We start from the raw sequence: 24,457 nt of genomic DNA, 5'->3' as shown, positions 1-24,457 counted from the left end.
GCTACGGCACGTTCAGCATCGACGCGGCAGGTGTGTGGACGTACACGATGGACTCGGCACACGACAGCTTCGTCGCTGGCCAGACCTACACCGACAGCATCACGGTCACCACCGCTGACGGCACGACGCAGTTGCTGACGGTGACGATGATCGGCACCGACGACGCGACAGTCATCACCGGTACCGCGAGTGCCGAGCTGACCGAAGCCGCAACCGCCCAGACCACGGGCGGCACGCTGGTAGCCACTGACCCTGACAGCTCGAACGCTTTCGAAGTCCAGGGCGATGTCGCCGGTACGAACGGCTACGGCAAGTTCAGCATCGACGCCAATGGCGTGTGGTCCTATACGATGGACTCTGCCCATGACGAGTTCGTTGCCGGCCAGACCTACACCGACACATTCACGGTCAAGAGCGTCGATGGCACGACGCTATCGGTAGCGGTCAATATCCTTGGCACCAACGATGTGTCGCAAATCACTGGCCAGGCAAGCGGCTCGGTAACTGAAGACGGCAACGGAATCACCGGCGGCACCCTGACCGTATCCGATCCGGATGCCGGCGAGTCCGTGTTCATGCCGGCGGCCAGCGCAGGGATTTTTGGAACCTTCAATTTCGACAGTGCCACTGGCGCTTGGGCCTACACGCTCAATAACGAATCGACAGCCGTGCAGTCACTGCCGGCCGGTGAAACGCTGAGCGAGACATTCACCATTTCCAGCGCAGATGGCACGAGCCGGATGATTACCGTCACGATAGTCGGTATCAACGATGGCGCGCGGATAGGCACGCCTGATGTGACAACAGTCGAGGAAGATGCCAACGTAGACAGTGCTAATAACCTGGTTGCAAGCGGCACGATCAGCCTGACGGATATCGATGCAGGTCAAGGCGCGTTCCTGACCACGGTCGGTGCAGCACCGGGCACGCTTGGCCAGCTGCAACTCGCTACTGATGGCAGCTACACCTACACGGTGGCGAATGGCGCGGTGCAGTCCTTGGCCGAAGGCCAGGTGAAGGTCGAGACTTTCACAATCACCTCGCTTGATGGCACCACGAAGGAGATCAGCTTCACCATCAATGGCAAGAACGATGTGGCTGGGGCGATCAGCGATTCCTACGCGACCAATCGCGACCAGACGCTGATCGTGCCGGTGGCAAATTCTGTCCTGGGCAATGATTCCGATGTGGATGGCGATACTTTGGCAGCGGCGTTGGTGTCGGGGCCAATACACGGCGCCGTCTCGCTCAACAGCGACGGCAGTTTCACCTATACGCCAGATGCGGGTTATTTCGGCACCGATACATTCACTTATCGGGCCAATGACGGGAAGGCGGACAGCGAAACTGCCACCGTGACCATTGACGTGCGGGGCGTCGCCAAGCCTGACATCGCGCTGGTAACGGATACCGGGCCAAACGGCGGCGACACGGTAACAAGGGAGTCTTCGCTGCGTTTCAGTGATCCAGCGCCTGGCCTTACCCGCCTGTATCGCATCAATGGCGGGCCGGCTACCAACGAATTTATCTTGCCGCAGCAAGATGGTACATACACGGTTCAGGTCATCGACAGCGACAACTATGGCAACAGCGAATCATCCAGCCTGAGCTTCACGCTGGACATGAGTGGGCCGGATGTCGGTGTGGCGGTCGGCAATCCTATGCTGTCCGTCGGCGAAACGACGACGCTCACCTTTAGCTTCAACGAAGTTCCGAGCGGATTCGAACTCAATGATGTCAGCGCCAGCGAGGGAGCCCTTGGCCCGTTGCAGGCAACCAGCGATCCGAAGGTATTTACCGCCACCTATACGCCGCCTTTGAACACGACGGCGACAGTCACGATTACGGTGGGCGACAAGACCTATACGGACGCGGCCGGTAATGAAGGATCCTCTGCAGTCGCCGAGCTGAGCGTAGATACGGCCGTGCAGCTGTTCATCGATGTGTCGCCAATCGTCATCGTGATGCCGGAAGATGCGACCACCCACATCAGCAAATCCGATCTCGCACTGCGCATTACGAATAGCGATGAGCAAGGGGTCAGCATTCCAGACAGCAGCATGTGGTTCGTTATCGATAGCGTTCCTGGCATCGGCGTGGCGCTGTTGAAGGATGCAAACGGCAATCTGAACCCGATCACCGCCGGAATGCGGATCAGCCTGGACCAGATTTCGAACCTGCAATTCACGCCGAAGCAAAACGAGTATGCGATCCGTTACGACAAGCTCGACTTCCATGTGGAATACGGAGACGATCCAGCGCGAATGACAAGCACCGGAAACACTGAAATGTGGTTCAGCGTACGCAACGTCAACGATGCGCCGATTGGCAGCGCGATACCGGCAGTCACCCTGGGCCAGGGCCAGTCGATGAGCATGGACCTGGGTTCGGTCTTCAAGGACGTTGACCACGAAGATGCCGGCAGGCTTACTTACACCGTATCGGCTGCAGCTGGCGTCACCGCCACAATCAGCGGCTCCAAGCTGACTGTAACCAACACTAATGGCGAGGCCAGCCCGGTAGCGCTGACGATCACGGCAAAGGATCGTTCGGGTGCGGTGGGGACCACCACGATGAACGTGGCGCTCGCTGGCGCCGATCCTCTGCAGAATATTGCGCCGACCCTGACCGCGCCGGCTTCCATTTCGATGTCCGAGGGCGCGAAAGCGGGCGACCTGGTCTTTAGCGTGAACGGCGCTGACACATTGGCCGACAACACCAATGGCATCAACGAGACACTGAGCTACTCGTTGACAGGTGCCGATGCCAGCCGGTTCACCATCAATGCGCAGGGTGAGGTTACCCTGGTCAAGGCTTTGGACTTCGAGCGTCCATCCGACCTGGGTGGAACCACGGTTGGCGACAACGTCTACGCATTCACGGTGAACGTTGCCGATGGCCGCGGTGGCGTGACCAGCAAGGACGTATCGGTACAACTTGATAACCTCGTCGAAGGCGCGCAGCCAGGCGTCGGTGATGGCAATATCGATATCGGCGTCAAGGCGGACGGCGTCAAGGAAGTGGATCTCAGCAAGATCTATTTCAACTACGAGAGCGCCTCACCGATTGCGTTCCAGATCGGCTTGAACGGTCAGTTCGGCGGTCCATTCGTGGACCCCGTGACTGGCCTGAAGGCGACGCTGAGCGGATCCATGCTGAAGGTCGAGGCACCGCCAAATTTCAGCGGGTTCGTCAATATCACTGTGCGCACCAGCGCCAATGGAGTCCAGGCCGACTACACGGCAAGCATTTCATTGGATGGTGACACCGACGGCGTTGATGACTTCACCGAACTGTTTGCTGGCGATCTGAACAGTGATGGCATTACCGACGACCTGCAAAGTAATGTTGCCTCGTTCCCGACGGTACGTTCCGACCCATCGGATCCGACCAGCTACATGTCGCTGTCGGCAACCACGGACGCGAGTCCCGTGATTACCGACTCTGTCAACGAGATGAACGTTGCGTTGAATGCAGCGCTCCAGAACTTGTTCGGCAATTCGGCGCAAGAGCTGGCATTGCTCTCCACGATTTCCTCGGCAATGAAGATCGAGGGAGTCGGCGTGGGCAGCGTCTCGCGCGAACTGGGCGAGAAGTTGCTCGGGGACGTCGGCTCTGCGGAGCAATCGCTGGGCCTGTCGCTGCAGAACCTGGAAGCACCGCTTGGCATCCTGCAGTTCACCCTGGCGCCGGAAGTCATCGAGACGCCAACGCAACTGGCGGACCTCAAGGCAGCCAATCTGCAAGCCTACAACGACTACATGGCGTTCAAGCAGTCTTATGAAGCCGAACTGAGAGCAGACTTTTCCACTCGGCAGCAATTGGTCAAGGTGCTGCTGCCTGCCGGCACCATCATCAACAGCTACCTGAAGCCGGTGTTCGAGACTGACGCGGCCGGTAATTTCGTGCTGGATTCAACCGGCAGCCAGATCATCGTCCGTTACGAGGATTTCGTCCTGCAAAGCGTCGTTGTCAATGGACAGCAACTGCAGACCGGCGCCAAATATTTCGATGCCAATGGCAACGAGATCACGGACATCAAATCGCTCAGCACCGAGGAGTTGGCGGCCGTCGGGCTGAGCTACGTCGAGCTCTACTTTGTCGACAACCAGCGTGGTGACGATAACCAGGCGATCGGAGCGATCGTCGACCCGGGTGTCTTTGCGTTGATCCAGTCGACACAGCGAGCTCCCGGGACGCCGACTCCGGTAGATGCGCCAATATTGGCGCCAGTCGTGATCGACGCAACGGTGGCGCCGATTGCGTTCCGCGTCGATATCGCCTTGCCGTTTATTCCCGATCTCCAGCCGGTGCAGGCATTCGATTCCATGCTGCGGCCTTCCGAGATCGCGTTCTCAACCCAGACCGGCCTGGAATCTCGCGGCGCCGGTGGATGGGAGCGCTTCAACTTCTCGGATTGGGGCCGTCGGGAAGGAAGCGGAGACCCGCATTACACGATGAACATCGGTTGGCAGGCGATGGTTCTGTCTGCGCACGAAGCCAACCTGACCGTGTTCCGCGGCGTTGGCGATCAATTCAGCGAGCGTGGGGTGCCGGGCAGCTTTGGTATTCCGCCAGATGCGTTCGTGCACACGAAATCCGATGCATGGGTGGAATTGACAGCGGAGTTGGCTGATGGAAGTCCGCTGCCGAAGTGGCTGCAATTTGACAGCCGCAGCGGTGTTTTCAAATTCGTACCACCTGAAAAATTCAATGGCGAGCTAAAGATCAAGTTGACGGCGCACGATAATGCCGGACGCGAAGCAAGAACCATGTTCCGCTTCCAGATCGGCGAGCCTGAAGCTAAGATTGGCGGCCGTCCGAGTTTTTCGGACCAGTTAAAAGGGGCAGCCAAGGGTGGCAAGGATTTGCCGCAAACCCTGTCGGCCCCACCACTGAACAAAGGAAGCCGTGATCCGGCAACACCGGCATGATTGAACAGGTAACAAGCATCGAAGTAGCGCCGGAAGTTGCCGCGACGGTTCGCGCCCAGCCGGTTGGCAATGCAGGAAATGGATCGTTGGCGGCGCTGCTCGACCTGTCCCGGCGGGCCCGTCATGCGCGCGACATGGCTGAACTCACGTTCATGGCAGTCAACGACACCCATGCGCTGGCGCCGTATCGGCAGGCTGCTTTGTGGTCGGAGGATGTCGGCTTGCGCTCGCTTTCCGGCGTCGTCCAGATCGAAGCCAATGCGCCCTATGCACAATGGTTGGAACGGGTGTTCCGGCACGTGAATGTGGAGGGCAAGCGGCCGCATGCGTTCGACAAGTCCGATCTGCCTGAAGACCTGGCGGCGGATTGGGACGAATGGTTGCCGGAGCATGCGATGTGGTTGCCGCTGGCTGCAGACCGTCATGTCAAGGGCAGCGCGCGCGGTGCCTTGCTGCTGGTGCGCGATTTGTCGTGGACCGAGCAGGAAGGCTCGCTGTTGGTGGAATGGATGGATGTCTGGAACCATGCCTGGCAGGCGCGTTTCAAGCCGCCCTTGTTTTCGTTGCGTATCTGGAAAGCCCGGGTAGCGAGCTTCTTGCGGCCGGAAGATGGCGCGCGGGGATGGTGGAAAAGCCGTCCGCTCTGGATTACCGTCATCGTGCTCGGCCTGTTGTTTTACCCGATGCGCCTGAGCGTGCTGGCGCCTGGAGAACTGGTTCCCGCCAAGCCGGCGGTGGTTCGCGCCCCGCTCGAAGGCGTGATTGAAAGCTTTGCAGTGCGTCCGAACCAGATCGTCAAAAAAGGTCAGTTGCTGTTCAGTTTTGACGAAGCGCTGATCCAGTCGCGGCTCGAAGTCGGGCGCCAGACCATGGCAACGGCTGAAGCCGAATATCGCCAGACCGCGCAGCAGGCGCTGTCGGATGTGCGTTCCAAGGCACAGATGGCGCTGTTGTCCGGCAAGATCCGCGAGAAGCGTGCAGAAGTCGAATACCTGGAAGAGCAATTGACCCGGGCCCGCGTGCTGTCCCCGCAGGATGGCATTGTGCTGGTCGATGATCCGAGCGAATGGATCGGCCGTCCGGTCGCGGTGGGTGAGCGCATCATGCGCATCGCTATCCCGGAAGACAAGGAAATTGAAGTCTGGGTGGCAATGGGCGATGCGATTCCTCTCAAGGAGGGGGCGTCGGCCAGTCTGTACCTGAATGCGAGTCCGCTGGCGCCGGTCAAGGCGACGCTGCGCTATGTTTCGCATGACGCGGTACAGCGGCCCGACGGCAGTTATGCCTATCGGGTCAGGGCGCAGCTGGAAGATGCAACCGAGCACCGGGTCGGATTGAAGGGAACTGCCAAGTTGTACGGAGAGCGCGTGCCATTTGCCTACTGGCTGGTACGCCGGCCACTGGCGACGATCCGCTCTACACTGGGGCTGTAGATGGCGCTACCCGCGCTGCGAGAAGAACTCCACCTGATGCCTGGCGCTAACCTGCCAGACGGTCAGCCGGCCTGGACGCTGCACGACCCGGTTCGAAACCGGTATTACAAGATCGATTGGACGACCCTTGTGATCTTGCAGCGCTGGTGGCTGGATGATGTCAATGAAATCATCGACGCGGTCGATACCGATACCACGCTGCATATCGAAGCGGCCGACGTCGAACGGGTGCAGACTTTCATCACCGAGAACGAACTGGTGCAGCGCATCGGCGACGATAACGCGCGCAAGATGGCCGACCGGCTGGCGTCCATGCAGGGCACGGTATTCAACTGGCTTATCCATCACTACCTGTTTTTCCGGGTTCCGCTGGTGCGGCCCGATCGTTGGCTGGGCCGGATGCTGCCGCTGGCCGAGTTTTTTTTCTCCCGCAAATTTTTCCTGGCCACGCTGGTCGCATTTGGCGTGGGCATGTTCGAGGTGGCGCGCAACTGGGATGTTTTTTCGAGCTCGCTGATGGATACCTTCAACCTGGCGGGTTTGCTCTCCTACGGCGTAACGCTGGTAGCGGTGAAGGTGTTCCACGAGTTGGGCCATGCGTTTTCTGCCAAGCGATTCGGTTGCCGGGTGCCGGCCATGGGTGTGGCGTTCCTGGTCATGATGCCGATGGCCTACACCGACACCAATGACACCTGGCGGCTGACTGACCGCATGGAGCGCATGCGCGTGGCGACAGCGGGGATCGCCACCGAATTGATGATTGCAAGCTGGGCCACACTGGCATGGGCCTTGTTGCCCGATGGCGCCTTGCGTTCATCTGCATTTTTCCTGGCGACAGCAAGCTGGATTGCCACGATTGCCATCAATGCCAGTCCCTTCATGCGGTTTGACGGCTATTTCGTCCTTTCCGACTATCTGGACATGCCAAACCTGCATGAGCGCAGCTTTGCCATGGCGCGCTGGCACTTGCGCGAGGTGCTGTTCGACCTGCGCGAGGACAAACCAGAGCATTTTGCCCGCCGCAAGGAAGTGGCGATGATCCTGTTTGCCTGGGCCGTCTGGATTTACCGGCTCGCGCTGTTCCTTGGTATTGCCGTGCTGGTCTATCACTTCTTTGTGAAGGCTGTCGGCATCTTGCTGTTCGTGATTGAAATTGGCTGGTTCGTCTTGAAACCCTTGAAGCAGGAAATCATGGCCTGGAAACTACGCTGGCCCGTCATCGCTGTTCGCTCGCGGTCGCGGCGCACGGCCATCATTGTCGGATTGATCGTCGTGCTGGCATTCGTGCCCTGGCCCAGTCGTGTGGGCGTGAGCGGCATTTTAAAACCCGGCGACACCTTGCCGATCTTCGCGCCCAAAGCTGCGCGCCTGGAAATGGTCCCGCCGGCCGAGGGAACCGTCGTCGCCGCCGGCGACCAGATACTGAAGCTTGTTGCGCCGGAGCTGGTATCGCGCCGCGAGGGCATCAAGGAAAAAGTCGAACGTCTGCGCTGGCAGGCCGCCGCCGCCGGACTCGATACCGATAGCCGGGTACGACTGCAAAGCATGCAGGTTGAACTGGCCACCGCCGAGGCCGAGCTCGCCGGCGTTGACGAGGAACTGTCCCTGTACTCGCCCAAAGCGCCATGGCCGGGGGTGGTGCGCGATGTCGACCCTGATTTGCACGTCGGCCAATGGATCGGAAACAAGGAACGCATCGCCATCCTCGTCAAGCGCGGCGGCTGGGTTGTGGAAACTTATCTCGACGAAGAAGAGGTCAAGCGCGTCAAAGTGGGCGACACCGGCCGATTTTCCACTGACGGCGGCGCCGGCCCTTCGCTGCACCTGAAGGTGGTCGGAGTCGACGCCGATGCGACCCGGGTCTTGCCCAACGCGATGCTGGCCGCCATCCATGGTGGCCACGTCATCGTGCGCGAAAAAAACAACCAGGTCATCCCCGAGCAGGCCATGTACCGGGTTACTTTGGCCGTCGAAGATGATCCCACCTCGTTGTCGGCGCAAGCATGGCGCGGCAGGGTTGCCATCAACGGTACCTGGGAAGTGCCTGGCTGGCGCTACATCCGCAATGCACTGGCGATTGTCGTGCGCGAGTCCGGCATGTGAGTCGCTCTCCGGCATGTGAGTCGCTCATCTGAGCCGCACATGTGATGCTCAAATGGTACAGCTACGCTGCGGCGTGGCGGCTTGCCGCCGGAGCGCTTTTGTTTTCTGAACTACAATGCCCCCTTTGGCAATATTTCATTTCTCGTGTCCAATCTCGTTGAAATCCGCGACCTAGAATTTGGCTATGGCGACAGGTTGATCCTGTCCGGCCTGACCATGAGCTTTCCACGCGGAAAAGTTGTGGCCGTCATGGGTGGGTCGGGATCAGGCAAGACCACGATCCTTCGGCTGATCGGCGGCCAATTGCGCGCAACGAAGGGGACGGTTGCGGTAAATGGCCAAGCCGTGGTCACCGATGATGCGCACACCTTGTATCAGATGCGCCGCAAGATGGGCGTGCTGTTCCAGCATGGCGCACTGTTCACCGACCTGTCGGTTTTCGAGAATGTCGCTTTTCCACTGCGCGAGCACGGGGACTTGCCGGAAAGCATGATTCGTGACCTGGTGTTGATGAAGCTTGAGGCAGTCGGCTTGCGCAACGCTGCGCAACTGATGCCGAGCGAAATATCGGGCGGTATGGCACGACGGGTAGCGCTGGCGCGTGCCATTGCGCTCGATCCCGAACTGATCATGTACGACGAGCCCTTCGCAGGACTGGACCCGATCTCAATGGGCATGAGCGCCAAGCTGATCCGGCAACTCAATGACGCACTGGGCTCGACTTCCATCCTGGTGTCGCACGATGTGCATGAGTCGTTCCTGATCGCGGATTACGTCTATTTCCTGTCGCAGGGCAAGATCGTAGCCGAAGGTACGCCGGCTGCCATGACCGCGTCCGACGACCCTTATGTGCGGCAATTCGTCCATGCGCAGCCAGATGGGCCGGTTCAGTTCCACTATCCGGGCCGGTCGATGGCGCAAGACCTGGCGCTGTCTGCGGAGTCGGAGTCGTCGCAATGATCGCGCGTTTCCTGACCTGGCTTGGGAGTTCCTTGCGTGAATTCGTGGCAAGCCTCGGATATGGCACCCGCACGTTTTTCGCCGTCCTGCGGGCATCGGGCGGACTGCTGCGGAGGCCGGGCCTGGTTTCGACCCAGGTCCATTTCATTGGCAACCATTCGCTGGTGATCATTGCCGTGTCCGGCCTGTTCGTCGGTTTCGTACTAGGATTGCAGGGGTATTACACGCTCAATCGTTACGGTTCGGAGCAGGCACTTGGCCTGCTGGTCGCCTTGTCGCTGACGCGCGAACTCGGCCCGGTCGTGACAGCATTGCTGTTTGCCGGTCGGGCCGGCACCTCCCTGACTGCGGAAATCGGCCTGATGAAGGCCGGCGAGCAGCTCGCCGCAATGGAAATGATGGCGGTGGATCCCATACAGCGCGTGCTTGCCCCGCGGTTCTGGGCTGGCGTGATTGCCATGCCGGTCCTTGCTGCCATATTCAGCGCAGTCGGCATCTTTGGGGGTTACGTCGTCGGCGTACAATTGATCGGCGTGGATTCCGGCGCTTTCTGGTCGCAGATGCAAGACGGCGTGGATGTCTGGAAAGACATCGGCAATGGCGTACTCAAGAGCCTGGTGTTTGGCATTGCCGTTACCTTCATCGCGCTGTATCAGGGTTATGAAGCAAAACCGACGCCGGAAGGCGTTTCCCGCGCAACGACGCGCACCGTAGTCATTGGCTCCCTGACCGTTCTGGGCCTTGACTTCCTGTTGACTGCACTGATGTTCAATCAGTAGTCGCCATTCCTGGACATGCATCATGCAACGTAAATCGATTGATCTGTGGGTTGGCCTTTTCGTGGTGCTGGGCGCGGCTGCCTTGCTGTTCCTGGCGCTGAAGGCCGGCAACATGAGTTCGCTCAGCTTTGACAAGACCTACTCGGTCGTCGCCCGTTTTGATAACATCGGTGGCTTGAAGCCACGGGCGCCGATCAAGAGCGCCGGTGTGGTGGTTGGCCGGGTCGACGAAATCCGGTTCGACGACAAGGCTTTCCAGGCCCAGGTCACCATGAACCTGCAGTCGACCTACAAATTCCCGAAAGACAGCTCGGCCAAAATCCTGACATCGGGTTTGCTGGGTGAGCAATACATCGGCCTGGAGCCGGGCGGTGATACGGCACTCCTGGCAACCGGCGACCGCATCAAGATGACGCAGTCGGCGATCGTCCTTGAAAACCTGATCAGCCAATTCCTGTTCAGCAAGGCAGCCGAAGGCGGGGAGGTGAAGAAGTGAATTCACTGACTAATCGCATTGTCGCAATTGGGCTGGCGGCCATGTTGGCCGGTTGCGCCATCGGCAAGGATCCACGCGATCCATTCGAAGGATTCAACCGGGCGATGTACAGTGTCAACGATAAGGTTGACCGCTATGCGCTGAAGCCGACCGCCGAAGTTTACCGGGATACCGTCCCATCCTTCGTGCAGACCGGCGTCTACAATTTCTTTGGAAACCTGGGCGATGTCTGGACTGCGGTGAATAACCTGCTCCAGGGAAAGATCGGTCACGGTGTTTCGGACGTGATGCGGGTTGCTGTCAATACGGTGCTCGGCCTGGGTGGTGTGCTTGATATTGCTTCCGAAGCGGGCATGCCAAAGCACAAGCAGGATTTCGGCGCCACGCTGGGTGTGTGGGGCGTCGGTTCCGGGCCCTATGTCGTGTTGCCGTTTTTCGGCCCGTCGACCTTGCGCGACACCGTGGCGCTGCCGCTAGACATGAAGGCAGATATCTGGGGTGAGGTGACGCCGGTATGGCAGCGCAACACCGGCCGGGTATTGCGCGTGGTTGACCTGCGCGCTGGCGTGCTGGATGCGGTCAACCTGATCGAAGAGGCTGCGCTGGACCCCTACGAGTTTGTCCGCGACGGCTTCTTGCAGCGTCGTGCCAGCAAGATCAACGAAGGTGCTGCATCGGCAATGCCCAGGGAAGAACCAGTGTCGAAACAGCCGGTAACACCGGTTTCATCATTGCTACACCCGGAACCCCGGCAGTCCGTCATCGTCGAATCGGTGTTGATGCCGCCTGTCGTCGCTGAGGGTATCCGCCTGCGCTATTCCCGCGCAGTGATACAGAATGAACAGTCACGGCAACCGCCGTCCTGATGTCATTTTGATTATTTTTGTGGCTTGGTGAGGTGATCCTTCGCCGGCCCGCTCAAAGGTTTTACAAATGAAATTACTTGCAAAAATACTAGCTCCGATATTTGTCGCCTTCGCCCTGCTGCCAGCTGCTGCGCAGGCGCAAGAAGCGCCTGACGTCCTCGTCAAGCGCATCAGTGAGGAAGTGGTCAATACGGCCAAGGCAGACAAGCAGATCCAGGGCGGCAACCAGCAGCGCGTGCTGGCACTGGTTGAGGAAAAAATCATTCCCCACGTCGACTTCCAGCACATGACCGCACTGGCAGCCGGACGTTACTGGCGTCAAGCCACGCCGCAACAGCAACAGCAACTGACCAAGGAGTTCCGTGACCTGCTGATCCACACCTATTCAGGTGCGATCTCCCAGGTGCGCGACCAGGAATTGGTTTTCAAGCCAATGCGCGCAGCGCCGGCAGATACTGAGGTTGAAGTCCGCTCCGAAGTGCAGCAAGCGCGCGGCGAGCCGATCCAGTTGAACTACCGGCTTGAGAAAACGCCGGCCGGCTGGAAGATTTATGACGTCAACGTGCTCGGCGCCTGGCTGGTAGAAACCTACAAGGGCAACTTCTCCTCCGAAATCGGCAAGAGCGGTATTGATGGCCTGATCAAGGTGCTGGCCGAGCGCAATGCAAAATTGCGTGCCAATAGCGGCAAGGCGCGCGTCGCATCGCGGCAGGCATCCTGAGCGGTCATGTATCAACCCGGCCCTTTACTGACCATTGCCCATGCCCGCGAGGTGCTGGAAGCGGGCATGCGTGCAGTCGAATCAGGTGAAACCGTGTTTGACCTGGCTGCAGTGACGGAGGTGGACTCCACCGCCGTGGCTGCGTTGCTGGCCTGGCAGCGCGCCGCCCGTGCACGCGGTGCGCAATTCTCTGCGCTGAACCACCCCTCCAGCCTGACCAGCCTGGCGCATCTGTACGGTGTCTCCGACCTGATCCAGGCCTGAGCGAGAACCTGCCCGCGTCCGGGCAAATTCGACCGCGCCGAACCAGCGGCGCGATGGCGCAAACAAATCTTCTATAATGGCAGGTTTCCCTGTTAGTCCAAGGGCGGTTGGCCATGCCTGCCGGATACCTCACCGAAAGTAAATCAGCCAATCATGGCGGCTATCCAGATTACCGACGTAAAAAAAAGCTACGGTGCGCTCAAGGCGCTCGATGGCGTGTCCCTTGCCATTGAAGAAGGCGAGTTCTTTGGCCTGCTCGGCCCCAACGGCGCCGGCAAGACGACCCTGATTTCGATTCTTGCCGGGCTCAACCGGGCAGACGCGGGCACGGTCAGCGTTCGTGGCCACGATGTCGTCAGCGACTATCGCAATGCCCGGCGCAGCCTGGGCGTGGTGCCGCAGGAACTGGTGTTCGATCCATTTTTCACCGTGCGCGAGACGTTGCGCATGCAGTCCGGTTACTTCGGGCTCAAGAACAATGGCGACTGGATCGATGAAATCATGCATCACCTCGACCTGACCAACAAGGCCGACACCAATATGCGCGCGCTCTCTGGCGGCATGAAGCGGCGGGTACTGGTGGCGCAGGCGCTGGTGCACAAGCCCCCCGTGATCGTGCTCGACGAGCCGACCGCCGGCGTCGACGTCGAGTTGCGCCAGACGCTGTGGAAGTTCATCGCACGCCTGAACAAGGAAGGCCATACGGTGGTGTTGACGACGCATTACCTGGAAGAGGCGCAGGCACTGTGCAACCGGATCGCCATGCTGCGCAGCGGCAAGGTGGTCGCGCTCGACACGACCGCCGCACTGATCCGGCGCATTTCCGGCTCGCAGCTGGAAGTGACGCTGTCCCGGGGCGAATTGCCGCCATCCCTGCGCGCGCTGGTGTCGCATCCTGAAGAGGGCGAAAACGCCAACAAATTCATCCTGCGCGTCAACGAATACGCTGAAGTGGAGCCGATCCTTGCCGCGCTGCGCGAGGCCGGCGCCGAAATCGGCGACATGCAGCTTCACCAGGCCGACCTGGAAGATGTGTTCATCCAGATCATGGAAGGCGGGAAATGACCGGTTTTCAAACGTTGCTGTACAAGGAAGTCCTGCGGTTCTGGAAAGTAGCGACCCAGACGCTGACGGCGCCGATCGTGACTGCCATGCTGTACCTGATGATCTTCGGCCATGTGCTGGAGGGTCGCGTCCAGGTCTATCCGGGCGTGAGCTACACGTCATTCCTGGTACCGGGGCTGGTCATGATGAGTGTGCTGCAAAATGCATTCGCCAACTCCTCGTCGTCGTTGATCCAGTCCAAGGTCACCGGTAACCTGGTGTTCGTGTTGCTGCCGCCGCTATCGCATTGGGAGCTTTACGGCGCCTATGTGCTGGCCGCGGCGATACGCGGCCTGGCAGTCGGGCTGGGCGTATTCCTTGTCACGATGATCTGGATCGGCAGTCCCAGCTTCGTGGCGCCTTGGTGGATCGCAATTTTCGCCATACTGGGGGCGGGAATCCTCGGCACCATGGGCATGATCGCCGGCATCTGGGCCGAGAAGTTCGACCAGCTCGCGGCGTTCCAGAATTTCCTGATCGTGCCGGCCACCTTCCTGGCCGGTGTGTTCTACTCGGTACACTCGTTGCCGCCTTTCTGGCTGGCGGTGTCGCATGCGAACCCGTTTTTTTATATGATTGACGGATTCCGTTATGGCTTTTTTGGCCAGTCGGATGTCAATCCCCTGATCAGCTTCGGGATCGTTTCAGTGTTTTTCGTCGTATTGACAGGGCTGGCGATCCAGCTCTTGCGCAGCGGCTACAAGCTGCGCCACTGAACTGCCGTAACCGGTTCCTTCCACTGAATTTCGAAATCGAAAGCCTCATCGTGCTGCCTACTCCTGAACTCGTCCGCCAATACATTGCCGCCGGCCTGGCCTGCACCCACCTCGAAGTCGAAGGCGACGGGCAGCATTTCAACGCCGTCATCGTTTCCGACGCCTTCACCGGCAAGCGGCTGATCCAGCGCCACCAGTTGGTCTACGCTGCGCTGGGCGACCGCATGCGCGAAGAAGTGCATGCGCTGTCGATGAAAACCCTGACTCCGGAGGAGTTTGCGCGCAATGGATAAGCTGTTGATCACCGGCGGCAGCCGCCTGTCCGGTGAAATCCGTATATCCGGCGCCAAGAATGCGGCCTTGCCCATCCTTTGTGCGGGCTTGCTCAGCGGCGATGAAGTCGAACTGAGCAATGTTCCGCGCCTGCAGGATGTGAGCACCATGCTCAAGTTGCTGCGCCAGATGGGACTGGGCGCGGCACAGGATGGCGAGCGGGTCGTGTTGAATGGCAGTGCGATCGACAAGCTCGAAGCGCCGTACGAAATGGTCAAGACCATGCGGGCCTCGATCCTGGTGCTGGGCCCGCTGCTGGCGCGGTTTGGCGAGGCCAAAGTATCGCTGCCGGGCGGCTGCGCGATCGGTTCGCGTCCGGTGGACCAGCACATCAAGGGGCTGCAGGCGATGGGCGCGGAGATCTCGATCGAAGCGGGCTACATCCATGCCCGTGCCAAGCGGCTCAAGGGTGCGCGCATCGTCACCGACATGATCACCGTCACTGGCACCGAAAACCTGCTGATGGCAGCCACGCTGGCAGAAGGGCGCACCTCGCTGGAAAACGCCGCGCGCGAACCGGAAGTCACTGACCTGGCAAACCTGCTGGTCAAGATGGGCGCAAAAATTGACGGCATCGGAACCGACCGGCTGGTGGTGGAGGGTGTGGAGCGGCTACACGGCGCCAGCCATGCCGTGGTTGCCGACCGCATCGAAACCGGCACTTTCCTGTGCGCGGTGGCTGCCGCCGGCGGCGATGTCACGCTGCGCAACACGCGCGGCGACCTGCTCGACGTGGCGCTGGACAAATTGCGTGAAGCCGGCGTCGTGCTGACCAGCGGACCGGACTGGATCCGTGTGCAAATGGCGTCGCGCCCGCGGGCAGTGAGTTTCCGCACTACCGAATATCCGGGCTTCCCGACCGACATGCAGGCCCAGTTCATGGCCGTCAACAGCATTGCCGACGGCGTCAGCCACGTGACCGAGACCATCTTCGAAAACCGTTTCATGCACGTGCAGGAAATGAACCGCCTGGGCGCGGCAATCGTCATTGAAGGCAATACGGCAATTATCAACGGCGTGGACCATCTGGTCGGGGCGCCGGTCATGGCGACCGACCTGCGGGCCTCGGCGTCGCTGGTGATTGCAGGGCTTGCCGCGCAAGGGGAAACCCTGGTGGATCGCATTTATCACCTCGATCGCGGTTATGACGGGATGGAATTGAAGCTGCGGGGCGTCGGCGCCCGGATCGAACGAGTGAAATCATGAGCCAGCAACTGACCCTTGCCCTGTCCAAGGGACGCATCTTCGAAGAAACCATGCCGCTGCTGAGGGCCGCGGGCATCATCGTTTCGGAAGACCCGGAAACCTCGCGCAAGCTGATCCTGCAAACCAATGATCCCGATGTGCGGGTGATCATCGTGCGGGCGTCGGATGTGCCGACTTACGTACAATACGGCGCTGCCGATTTTGGCGTGGCCGGCAAGGACATCCTGCTCGAACATGGCGGTGGCGGCCTGTACCAGCCGATCGACCTGAATATCGCCCGTTGCCGCATGTCGGTCGCGGTATCGGCCGGCTTCGACTACGCCCGTGCCGTGCGGCATGGCGCCCGGTTGCGGGTTGCCACCAAGTACACCGAGACGGCGCGCCAGCACTTTGCCGCCAAAGGCGTGCATGTCGACCTGATCAAACTGTATGGCTCGATGGAGCTGGCGCCGCTGGTGGGCCTGTCCGACGCGATTGTCGACGTCGTCAGCACCGGCAGCACCTTGCGCGCCAATAATCTGGTCGAAGTGGAAGAAATCATGCAGATTTCGTCCCGTCTGGTGGTGAACCAGGCGGCCATGAAAATGAAACGGGAGCGCCTGGCGCCAATACTGGCGGCATTCGAGCGGGCCTCCGCAGCGAAGCAATAAGCCCATGCCCGACCTCTCCATTCCCATTCGCCGGCTCGATTCCGCCAAGGCCGGTTTTCGCGAGCTTCTGGCCAGCGTGCTGGCGTTCGACGCCAGCGACGACGAAGCCATTGACCGGGCCGCAGCGAACATACTCGGTGACGTCAAGGCGCGCGGCGACGCCGCCGTATTGGAATACACAAACCGGTTCGACGGCCTGTCGGCACGCACGCTTGGCGAGCTCGAATTGCCGCAGGCAGAATTGCAGGCAGCGCTGGCGCAACTTGACCCGGCGCGCCGCACCGCGCTGCAAGCCGCCGCCGATCGGGTGCGCAGCTACCACCAGCGCCAAAGGAGCGAATGCGGTTCCGACGGCTTCCTCTACACCGAGGCCGATGGCACCGTGCTGGGGCAGAAAGTCACGCCGCTGGACCGGGTGGGCATTTATGTGCCGGGCGGCAAGGCGGCCTATCCCTCTTCCGTGCTGATGAATGCGATTCCGGCGCACGTTGCCGGCGTCCAGCAGATCATCATGGTGGTGCCCACGCCGCATGGCGTGAAGAATCCGCTGGTGCTTGCTGCGGCCGCCCTTGCCGGTGTGAACCGCGTATTCACCATTGGCGGCGCACAGGCGGTGGGTGCGCTGGCTTTCGGCACGCAGACCGTGCCGGCGGTGGACAAGATCGTCGGGCCGGGCAACGCCTATGTGGCCGCAGCCAAACGGCGGGTATTCGGCACGGTCGGCATCGACATGATCGCCGGCCCGTCCGAGATCCTGGTGATTTGCGACGGCAGCACTGATCCCGACTGGATTGCGATGGACCTGTTCTCGCAAGCCGAGCATGACGAGCTGGCGCAATCCATCCTGCTGTGTCCGGACGCCAGCTACATCGACAAGGTCCAGGCCAGCATCGATCGCTTGCTGCCGACCATGCCGCGCGCCGATGTGATCCGCACCTCGCTGCTCGATCGCGGCGCGCTGGTGCTGGTGCGCGACCTCGACGAAGCCTGCGAGATCGCCAACTTCATCGCGCCCGAACACCTTGAAATTTCAACCCGCGATCCGCGCCATTGGGCTGACAAGATCCGCCACGCCGGCGCCATGTTCCTCGGCCGCTTTTCGTCGGAATCGCTGGGCGACTATTGCGCCGGCCCGAACCACGTATTGCCGACTTCGCGCACGGCGCGCTTTTCGTCGCCACTGGGCGTGTATGACTTTCAAAAGCGCTCCAGCATCATTGAGGTCAGCGAGGCGGGCGCTCAGGCATTGGGACGGATTGCCTCGGAGCTGGCGCTGGGCGAAGGCTTGCAGGCGCATGCCCGCTCGGCCGAGCTGCGCATGAAATGAGCATGGCACCGCTGCCACCTGATGGCTGGCGCAACCAGGTCCTGTGTGAAGACGCGTTAAGCGGCCTGGCGCGCCTGCCCGATGGCGTGGTCGACCTGCTGATTGCCGATCCGCCCTACGGGCTGGGCAAGGACTACGGCAACGATTCCGACAAGATGGCGTCCGGGGAATACCTGGACTGGATGGCGCGCTGGATCGACCTGGCACTGCCCAAGCTCAAGCCCAATGGCAGCCTGTACATTTTCCTGACCTGGCGCTATTCCCCCGAAGTTTTCGTCATGCTCAAGCAGCGCATGATAATGTTGAACGAAATTATCTGGGATCGACGGGTGCCGTCGATGGGTGGCGGTACCCGCAAGTATTCGTCGGTACACGACACGATCGGGTTTTTTGCGCGCGCAAAGGATCATTATTTCGATCTCGATGCCGTGCGCATTCCCTACGACGCACAAACCAAGAAGGCGCGTTCGCGCTCTATCTTTGTCGGTGCGAAATGGCTGGAGTTTGGCTACAACCCGAAAGACGTCTGGAGCGTGTCACGCCTGCATCGCGAGCATCGCGAACGCGCGGACCATCCGACCCAGAAGCCGCTGGCGATCATCGAGCGGATGATCAAGGCGTCCTGTCCGCCCGGCGGGCTGGTGCTGGACCCGTTCATGGGCAGCGGGACAACAGCGGTGGCAGCACGCTTATTGGGCCGCGATTTCGCCGGATTCGAACTCAATCCGGCTTATTGCGAGCTGATCGTGCAGCGCCTGGCCGCGCTGCAGGCGACTGAAGCGGACAATACCCGTCTATCTGGCCTGAATGTATGAACCAGCAAGCAAGCGAGTACAAGCAATGACATTGAGCGAAAAAATCATCCGTCCCGAAGTGCGCGCCCTGGCGGCTTACCATGTGCCGGACTCGGCCGGCTTCCTGAAGCTCGATGCGATGGAAAATCCCTATCGCCTGCCTGCCCCGCTGGCGCAGCAGTTGGGCCAGCGCCTGGCCGAAGTCGCCCTGAATCGCTATCCGACCCCGACTTACCGGGTGTTGAAGCAAAAGATTTGTACCCATCTGGGCGTGCCGCCCGGCTTCGACGTCCTGTTGGGCAATGGTTCGGACGAATTGATTTCGATGGTGTCGGTCGCCTGCGCCCGGCCCGGCGCCAAGGTGCTGGCGCCGGTGCCAGGATTTGTCATGTATGCGATGTCGGCGCTGTTTGCCGGCATGGAATTCGTCGGCGTACCGTTGAATCCCGATTTCTCGCTCGACCTGCCGGCCATGCTGGCAGCGATACGTGAACACAAGCCCGCAGTCACTTATCTCGCTTATCCGAACAATCCGACCGCCAACCTGTTCGACGCCGGGCAAATGCTGGCGATCATCGAGGCGGTGGGCAATGACGGCGTCGTGATCGTCGATGAAGCCTACCAGCCCTTTGCCCAGGCAAGCTTCATGGACCGCTTGCCGGCAAGCGACAACCTGGTCGTGATGCGGACCGTATCCAAGCTTGGCCTGGCTGGCATCCGGCTGGGCTACATGGCGGCCTGCGCTCCCTTGCTGGCTGAGTTCGACAAGGTGCGCCCGCCGTACAATATCAACGTGCTCACGGAAGCCACTGCAGAGTTCCTGCTCGACCACATCGACGTACTCGACCAGCAGGCTGCGTTACTGCGCCGGGACCGGGCCGTGCTGGTGGCGGCGCTGACGGCGATTCCGGGCCTGACCGTGTTCCCCACGTCGGCCAATTTCCTGCTGATACGGGTGCAGGACAGCGATGGCGTGTTCGCCCGGCTGCTGGATCGGAAGGTATTGATCAAAAATGTCGGTAAAATGCACCCTTTGCTGGCAAACTGCCTGCGCGTGACGGTAAGTACGCCTGACGAAAACCAGCTTTTCCTCGATGCCCTCCGGGCATCCCTGGCTCCCTGAACGGTCTTGACCATGTCTACCCAACGCACTGCCGAAGTTGTCCGCAACACCAACGAGACGCAAATCAGGGTCGCGATCAATCTCGACGGCACCGGACGCCAGAGCCTGAATACCGGGGTGCCTTTCCTCGACCACATGCTCGACCAGATCGCCCGCCATGGACTGATCGACATTGACATCGAAGCAAAGGGCGACCTGCATATCGACGGTCACCACACGGTGGAAGATGTCGGCATTACGCTGGGCCAGGCGGTCGCCAAGGCAATCGGCGACAAAAGCGGAATCCGTCGTTATGGCCACGCCTACGTGCCGCTCGACGAAGCGCTGTCGCGCGTGGTGATCGATTTTTCCGGCCGTCCCGGACTGGAATTCCATGTGCCTTTCAAGCGCTCGATGATCGGTTCTTTCGATGTCGACCTGACGCATGAATTCTTCCAGGGCTTCGTCAACCATGCATTGATTACGCTGCATGTGGACAACCTGCGCGGCGAGAATGCCCATCATCAGTGCGAGACCGTATTCAAGGCGTTTGGCCGGGCATTGCGCATGGCCGCTGAACGGGATCCGCGCGCGGCCGGCACCATTCCCTCCACCAAGGGCAGTCTATAGCCGGCACCGATGTTGCCAGGCCTGACAGATCAGTCATGAATAAAATTGTAGTCGTCGATTACGGCATGGGTAACTTGCGCTCGGTCGCGCAAGCGCTGCGTCACGTTGCGCCAGAAGCCGATATCCGCATTTCGGGCCAGGCAGACGATATTCGTCATGCCGACCGGATCGTCCTTCCCGGCCAGGGTGCGATGCGCGACTGCATGCGCAGCCTGCGCGAATCCGGTGTCGAAGAAGCCTTGATCGAGGCGTCGAACAGCAAGCCGTTTTTCGGCGTCTGCGTTGGCGAGCAAATGTTGTTCGACTGGAGCGAGGAAGGCGACACGCCCGGACTCGGCCTGCTGCCCGGCAAGGTCGTGCGCTTCCAACTCGAAGGCCAGTTGCAGCCCGACGGCTCGCGTTACAAGGTGCCGCAAATGGGCTGGAACTGCGTGCGGCAAACTGCCGCCCATCCGCTCTGGAACGGCATCGCCGACAACAGCTACTTTTATTTCGTGCATAGTTACTACGCGGTACCGGCCGGGGCGGCCCATACATTTGGCGAAACTGTTTATGGCGCCGCATTTGCCAGCGCCGTAGGACGGGATAACCTGTTTGCCACCCAGTTCCACCCTGAAAAAAGCGCCAGCGCGGGTTTGCAACTGTACAAAAATTTCGTACATTGGAATCCTTGATCCAATTCAAGGCCGATCCAATTGCCGATTTCGAGAATATCCAGATTGTTCATCCATCTCCCTAACTCCCACCACTAACGTCTGCTGCCATGCTGCTCATTCCTGCTATCGATCTCAAGGACGGTCACTGCGTACGCCTGAAGCAAGGCGACATGAACCAGGCAACCGTGTTTTCGGAAGACCCGGCGCAGATGGCGCGGCACTGGCTGGCGCAGGGCGCGCGACGCTTGCACCTGGTCGACCTCAACGGTGCGTTCGCAGGCAAACCGCGCAACGAGGCCGCCGTCAAGGCGATCATCCAGGCTGTGCGCGATTTTGCTGACGAGCACGATGTCGGCGAAATCCCGGTACAGCTCGGTGGTGGCATCCGCGACCTCGACACCATCGAACGTTATCTCGATGGCGGCCTGTCCTACATCATCATCGGCACCGCGGCCGTCAAGAGCCCCGGCTTCCTGCATGATGCGTGCAGTGCGTTCCCGGGGCAGATCATCGTCGGCCTGGACGCCAGGGATGGCAAGGTGGCAACCGATGGCTGGAGCAAATTGTCCGGCCATGAAGTGATCGACCTGGCGCGCAAGTTCGAGGACTATGGCTGTGAAGCGATCGTCTACACCGACATCGGCCGCGACGGCATGATGGGCGGCGTCAACATCGAAGCCACCGTCAAGCTCGCCCAGAGCATGACGATCCCGGTGATTGCGTCCGGCGGCGTGCACGGCATCCAGGATGTCGAAGCGCTGTGCGCCGTGCAGGACGAAGGGATTGAAGGCGTGATCTGCGGCCGCTCGATCTACGAAGGCACGCTCGACCTGCGTTCGGCGCAGAAGCGCGCCGATGAATTGTCCGGTTTCGTCGAGCCGGAAACAGACGACCTATGACACTGGCAAAACGCATCATCCCCTGTCTGGACGTGACAGCAGGCAGGGTCGTCAAGGGGATCAACTTCGTTGAATTGCGGGACGCTGGCGATCCGGTCGAGATTGCCCGCCGTTACGATGAGCAGGGTGCCGACGAGATCACCTTCCTCGACATCACGGCCTCGTCCGACGACCGCGACCTGATTCTGCACATCATTGAAGACGTCGCGTCCCAGGTATTCATACCGCTGACCGTGGGCGGCGGCGTGCGTGCGGTCGAAGACGTGCGGCGCCTGCTCAATGCGGGCGCGGACAAGGTCAGCATCAATACGTCTGCCGTTACCAATCCGCAACTTGTGTTTGAAGCAGCCCAGAAGCACGGCTCGCAATGCATCGTCGTGGCGATCGACGCCAAGCGCTCCGGCGAAGGCCGCTGGGAAGTGTTCACGCATGGCGGACGGCGGGCGACCGGACTCGACGCGGTAGAGTGGGCGCGCAAGATGGAGCAACTCGGCGCCGGCGAGATCCTGCTCACCAGCATGGATCGTGACGGCACCCGGTCTGGCTTTGACCTGGCGCTGACGCGCGCCGTTTCCGACGCGGTCAATGTGCCCGTGATCGCCTCCGGCGGCGTCGGTGGCCTGCAGGACCTGGCCGACGGCATCGTCAAAGGGCATGCCGATGCGGTGCTTGCGGCCAGTATCTTCCACTACGGCGAGCACACTGTCGGCGAGGCCAAACGCTTCATGGCGGCCCAGCATATCCCGATGAGGCTGACATGAGCGCCAAGGCAAAATGGCTCAACAAGGTCAAGTGGGACGAGCACGGCCTGGTACCTGTCATTGCGCAGGAGGTCGGCTCCAATCATGTGCTGATGTTTGCCTGGATGAACCGGGACGCGCTGTCGCGCACGGTCGAATCGGGTGAGGCGGTATATTGGAGCCGCTCGCGCAAGAAACTCTGGCACAAGGGCGAGGAATCCGGGCATATCCAGAAAGTGCATGAAATTCGCCTCGACTGCGACGAGGACGTGGTGCTGCTGAAGGTCGAACAAGTTGGCGATATTGCCTGTCATACCGGTCGCCATTCCTGTTTCTTCCAGCAATTTTCAGGCGACCATCAGAAGGGTGAGTGGACAGCGGTTGACCCGGTCCTGAAGGACCCCGAGAACATCTATAAAAAATAAGCGTCCCAATCCAATGAGCGATACCCTCAACCGCCTGGCCGAAATCATCGAGTCGCGCAAACTGGCCAATGGCGGCGATCCGGAAAAATCCTATGTTGCCCGCTTGTTTTCCAAGGGCGATGACGCCATCCTCAAGAAAATCGGCGAGGAAGCCACTGAAGCCGTGATGGCCGCCAAGGATGCGCGCGCAGGCGGCAGCACCGACGCCGTGCTCTATGAGTGCGCGGACCTGTGGTTCCACTCGCTCATCATGCTGGCGCAGTTTGGCCTGACGCCGCAACAGGTGCTGGATGAACTGGCGCGCCGCGAAGGCATTTCAGGCATTGAAGAAAAAGCAGCGCGCAAGCTCGAACAGCGCGAGCAGGCAGAACGCCGGGACCCACAGGATCGGGGATGAGCATGGACAACTGCATTTTTTGCAAGATCGCCGCGAAACAGATTCCGTCGAAGAGCGTCTACGAAGACGAGGAGCTGATTGCCTTCCACGATATCAATCCGGCATCGCCGGTGCATATCCTGATCGTACCGAAGCAACATATCGCCACGCTGAGCGAATGCAACGAGAAGCATGCGGCAATGTTGGGTAGAATGATGGTGTTGGCGCCACGGCTGGCCGCGGAGTTGGGTTGCGGCTACGAGGGCGATGGCGCAGGAAAGGGCAGCGGCGGTTTCAAGACGCAGTTCAATACAGGACCCGACGGCGGACAGGAGGTGTACCATCTTCATCTGCACGTCATGGGTGGACCAAGACCGTGGCGCGGGCAGCGCTGACGCGCCCGATGCTGCGTGGTAACCGGGACAAGGTCCCTAGGAGAAGATGATGGGTTCATTTAGTGTTTGGCACTGGTTGATCGTTCTGGTCATCATCATGCTGATATTCGGCACGAAAAAGATCGGCAACATGGGTTCCGACCTTGGCAAGGCAGTCAAGGGCTTCAAGGATGGCGTCAAGGGCAGCGAGGAAGAAAAATCCGGGCAAGCGCCGGCATCGCAAGTTGCTGACAGCAAGGCCACGATTGACGTCGACGCAAAAGAAAAAAATAAGATCTGACCGATGCCTCCTGACCGGGGCTTTCCAAGGGTTGCCATCCCGCGCAACCCGTCCTGACCGTTCCCATACATGATCGATCTCGGTCTTACCAAAATCGCGCTGATCGGCGCGGTTGCGCTGGTTGTCATCGGTCCAGAAAAGCTGCCCAAGGTAGCCCGCATGGCCGGGTCCCTGTTCGGGCGCGCACAGCGTTACATCAACGATGTGAAATCCGAAGTCAGCCGCGAATTAGAGCTGGACGAACTGCGCATGATGCAAAGCGACGTCC

The 24,457-nt window shown here is 60.3% G+C and carries 26 protein-coding genes; all 26 read left to right on the top strand.

Annotation, left to right across the window (positions count from 1 at the left end):
• Positions 1-4,934: VCBS domain-containing protein (locus Q7T64_RS17655; RefSeq protein ID WP_304798562.1), on the top strand; the 4,934-nt coding region annotated here is incomplete at its 5' end.
• A complete protein-coding gene (locus Q7T64_RS17650; protein WP_304798558.1) occupies positions 4,931-6,367 on the top strand; it encodes an efflux RND transporter periplasmic adaptor subunit in 1,437 nt (478 codons plus the stop codon). The genes Q7T64_RS17655 and Q7T64_RS17650, both read left to right, overlap by 4 nt.
• Positions 6,368-8,470 (top strand): HlyD family efflux transporter periplasmic adaptor subunit, encoded by a 2,103-nt coding sequence (locus tag Q7T64_RS17645; RefSeq protein ID WP_304798555.1) that lies wholly within the window; start codon positions 6,368-6,370, stop codon positions 8,468-8,470.
• Between the two features lie 144 nt (positions 8,471-8,614).
• A complete protein-coding gene (locus Q7T64_RS17640; RefSeq protein WP_304798552.1) occupies positions 8,615-9,430 on the top strand; it encodes an ABC transporter ATP-binding protein in 816 nt (271 codons plus the stop codon).
• Complete coding sequence (mlaE, locus tag Q7T64_RS17635; RefSeq protein ID WP_304798549.1) at positions 9,427-10,209, top strand: lipid asymmetry maintenance ABC transporter permease subunit MlaE; 783 nt, start codon at positions 9,427-9,429, stop codon at positions 10,207-10,209. The genes Q7T64_RS17640 and mlaE overlap by 4 nt, the downstream gene beginning before the upstream one ends.
• A 22-nt stretch (positions 10,210-10,231) precedes the next feature.
• Complete coding sequence (mlaD, locus tag Q7T64_RS17630) at positions 10,232-10,705, top strand: outer membrane lipid asymmetry maintenance protein MlaD (RefSeq protein WP_304798546.1); 474 nt, start codon at positions 10,232-10,234, stop codon at positions 10,703-10,705.
• Positions 10,702-11,571, top strand: a complete 870-nt coding sequence (locus Q7T64_RS17625) for a VacJ family lipoprotein (protein ID WP_370653367.1) — start codon at positions 10,702-10,704, stop codon at positions 11,569-11,571. The genes mlaD and Q7T64_RS17625 overlap by 4 nt, the downstream gene beginning before the upstream one ends.
• A gap of 67 nt (positions 11,572-11,638) precedes the next feature.
• A complete protein-coding gene (locus Q7T64_RS17620; protein WP_304798543.1) occupies positions 11,639-12,292 on the top strand; it encodes a phospholipid-binding protein MlaC in 654 nt (217 codons plus the stop codon).
• A 6-nt stretch (positions 12,293-12,298) separates the two neighbouring features.
• On the top strand, positions 12,299-12,556 hold the full coding sequence (locus Q7T64_RS17615) for a lipid asymmetry maintenance protein MlaB (RefSeq protein ID WP_304798540.1): 258 nt from the start codon (positions 12,299-12,301) through the stop codon (positions 12,554-12,556).
• Positions 12,557-12,709: 153 nt separating this feature from the next.
• Positions 12,710-13,621, top strand: coding sequence for an ABC transporter ATP-binding protein (locus Q7T64_RS17610; RefSeq protein WP_304798537.1), 912 nt, complete (start codon positions 12,710-12,712; stop codon positions 13,619-13,621).
• Complete coding sequence (locus Q7T64_RS17605) at positions 13,618-14,376, top strand: ABC transporter permease (RefSeq protein ID WP_304798534.1); 759 nt, start codon at positions 13,618-13,620, stop codon at positions 14,374-14,376. The genes Q7T64_RS17610 and Q7T64_RS17605 overlap by 4 nt, the downstream gene beginning before the upstream one ends.
• 50 nt (positions 14,377-14,426) lie before the next feature.
• On the top strand, positions 14,427-14,669 hold the full coding sequence (locus tag Q7T64_RS17600) for a BolA family protein (protein ID WP_304798531.1): 243 nt from the start codon (positions 14,427-14,429) through the stop codon (positions 14,667-14,669).
• Positions 14,662-15,915 (top strand): UDP-N-acetylglucosamine 1-carboxyvinyltransferase, encoded by a 1,254-nt coding sequence (murA, locus tag Q7T64_RS17595; RefSeq protein WP_304798528.1) that lies wholly within the window; start codon positions 14,662-14,664, stop codon positions 15,913-15,915. Before Q7T64_RS17600 ends, murA begins: the two co-directional genes overlap by 8 nt.
• Complete coding sequence (gene hisG / locus Q7T64_RS17590; protein ID WP_304798525.1) at positions 15,912-16,565, top strand: ATP phosphoribosyltransferase; 654 nt, start codon at positions 15,912-15,914, stop codon at positions 16,563-16,565. The genes murA and hisG overlap by 4 nt, the downstream gene beginning before the upstream one ends.
• Positions 16,566-16,569: 4 nt before the next feature.
• On the top strand, positions 16,570-17,892 hold the full coding sequence (gene hisD / locus Q7T64_RS17585) for a histidinol dehydrogenase (protein WP_304798522.1): 1,323 nt from the start codon (positions 16,570-16,572) through the stop codon (positions 17,890-17,892).
• Positions 17,889-18,707 carry a site-specific DNA-methyltransferase gene (locus Q7T64_RS17580; RefSeq protein ID WP_370653366.1) on the top strand — a complete coding sequence of 273 codons (819 nt, stop codon included), beginning with the start codon at positions 17,889-17,891 and terminating at the stop codon, positions 18,705-18,707. The genes hisD and Q7T64_RS17580 overlap by 4 nt, the downstream gene beginning before the upstream one ends.
• A 25-nt stretch (positions 18,708-18,732) precedes the next feature.
• Complete coding sequence (gene hisC, locus Q7T64_RS17575) at positions 18,733-19,809, top strand: histidinol-phosphate transaminase (RefSeq protein ID WP_304798516.1); 1,077 nt, start codon at positions 18,733-18,735, stop codon at positions 19,807-19,809.
• A 12-nt stretch (positions 19,810-19,821) separates the two neighbouring features.
• Positions 19,822-20,418, top strand: coding sequence for an imidazoleglycerol-phosphate dehydratase HisB (gene hisB / locus Q7T64_RS17570; RefSeq protein ID WP_304798513.1), 597 nt, complete (start codon positions 19,822-19,824; stop codon positions 20,416-20,418).
• Positions 20,419-20,453: 35 nt separating this feature from the next.
• On the top strand, positions 20,454-21,092 hold the full coding sequence (hisH, locus tag Q7T64_RS17565) for an imidazole glycerol phosphate synthase subunit HisH (RefSeq protein WP_304798510.1): 639 nt from the start codon (positions 20,454-20,456) through the stop codon (positions 21,090-21,092).
• Positions 21,093-21,181: 89 nt separating this feature from the next.
• Positions 21,182-21,973 carry a 1-(5-phosphoribosyl)-5-[(5-phosphoribosylamino)methylideneamino]imidazole-4-carboxamide isomerase gene (gene hisA, locus Q7T64_RS17560; RefSeq protein ID WP_304798507.1) on the top strand — a complete coding sequence of 264 codons (792 nt, stop codon included), beginning with the start codon at positions 21,182-21,184 and terminating at the stop codon, positions 21,971-21,973.
• Entirely contained in the window at positions 21,970-22,734 is a 765-nt protein-coding gene (gene hisF, locus Q7T64_RS17555) for an imidazole glycerol phosphate synthase subunit HisF (RefSeq protein WP_304798504.1), read from the top strand. The genes hisA and hisF overlap by 4 nt, the downstream gene beginning before the upstream one ends.
• The gene (gene hisI, locus Q7T64_RS17550) at positions 22,731-23,138 is read left to right on the top strand and encodes a phosphoribosyl-AMP cyclohydrolase (protein WP_304798501.1); all 408 of its coding nucleotides are present in this window, start codon (positions 22,731-22,733) and stop codon (positions 23,136-23,138) included. The genes hisF and hisI overlap by 4 nt, the downstream gene beginning before the upstream one ends.
• Positions 23,139-23,151: 13 nt before the next feature.
• Entirely contained in the window at positions 23,152-23,535 is a 384-nt protein-coding gene (locus Q7T64_RS17545) for a phosphoribosyl-ATP diphosphatase (RefSeq protein ID WP_304798497.1), read from the top strand.
• Between the two features lie 2 nt (positions 23,536-23,537).
• On the top strand, positions 23,538-23,909 hold the full coding sequence (locus tag Q7T64_RS17540; protein ID WP_304798565.1) for a histidine triad nucleotide-binding protein: 372 nt from the start codon (positions 23,538-23,540) through the stop codon (positions 23,907-23,909).
• 49 nt (positions 23,910-23,958) lie between these two features.
• Positions 23,959-24,189: a Sec-independent protein translocase subunit TatA gene (tatA, locus tag Q7T64_RS17535; protein ID WP_304798493.1), complete on the top strand. Its 231-nt coding sequence runs from the start codon at positions 23,959-23,961 to the stop codon at positions 24,187-24,189.
• A 69-nt stretch (positions 24,190-24,258) separates the two neighbouring features.
• The coding region (tatB, locus tag Q7T64_RS17530; protein WP_304798490.1) for a Sec-independent protein translocase protein TatB at positions 24,259-24,457 on the top strand (199 nt) is incomplete at its 3' end.

Origin of the sequence: Lacisediminimonas sp., from assembly GCF_030645335.1 — a bacterium.
Classification (GTDB): domain Bacteria; phylum Pseudomonadota; class Gammaproteobacteria; order Burkholderiales; family Burkholderiaceae_D; genus Lacisediminimonas.
The sequence above is the reverse complement of the archived record's forward strand: the minus strand, read 5'-3'. Positions and strand labels throughout refer to the sequence as shown.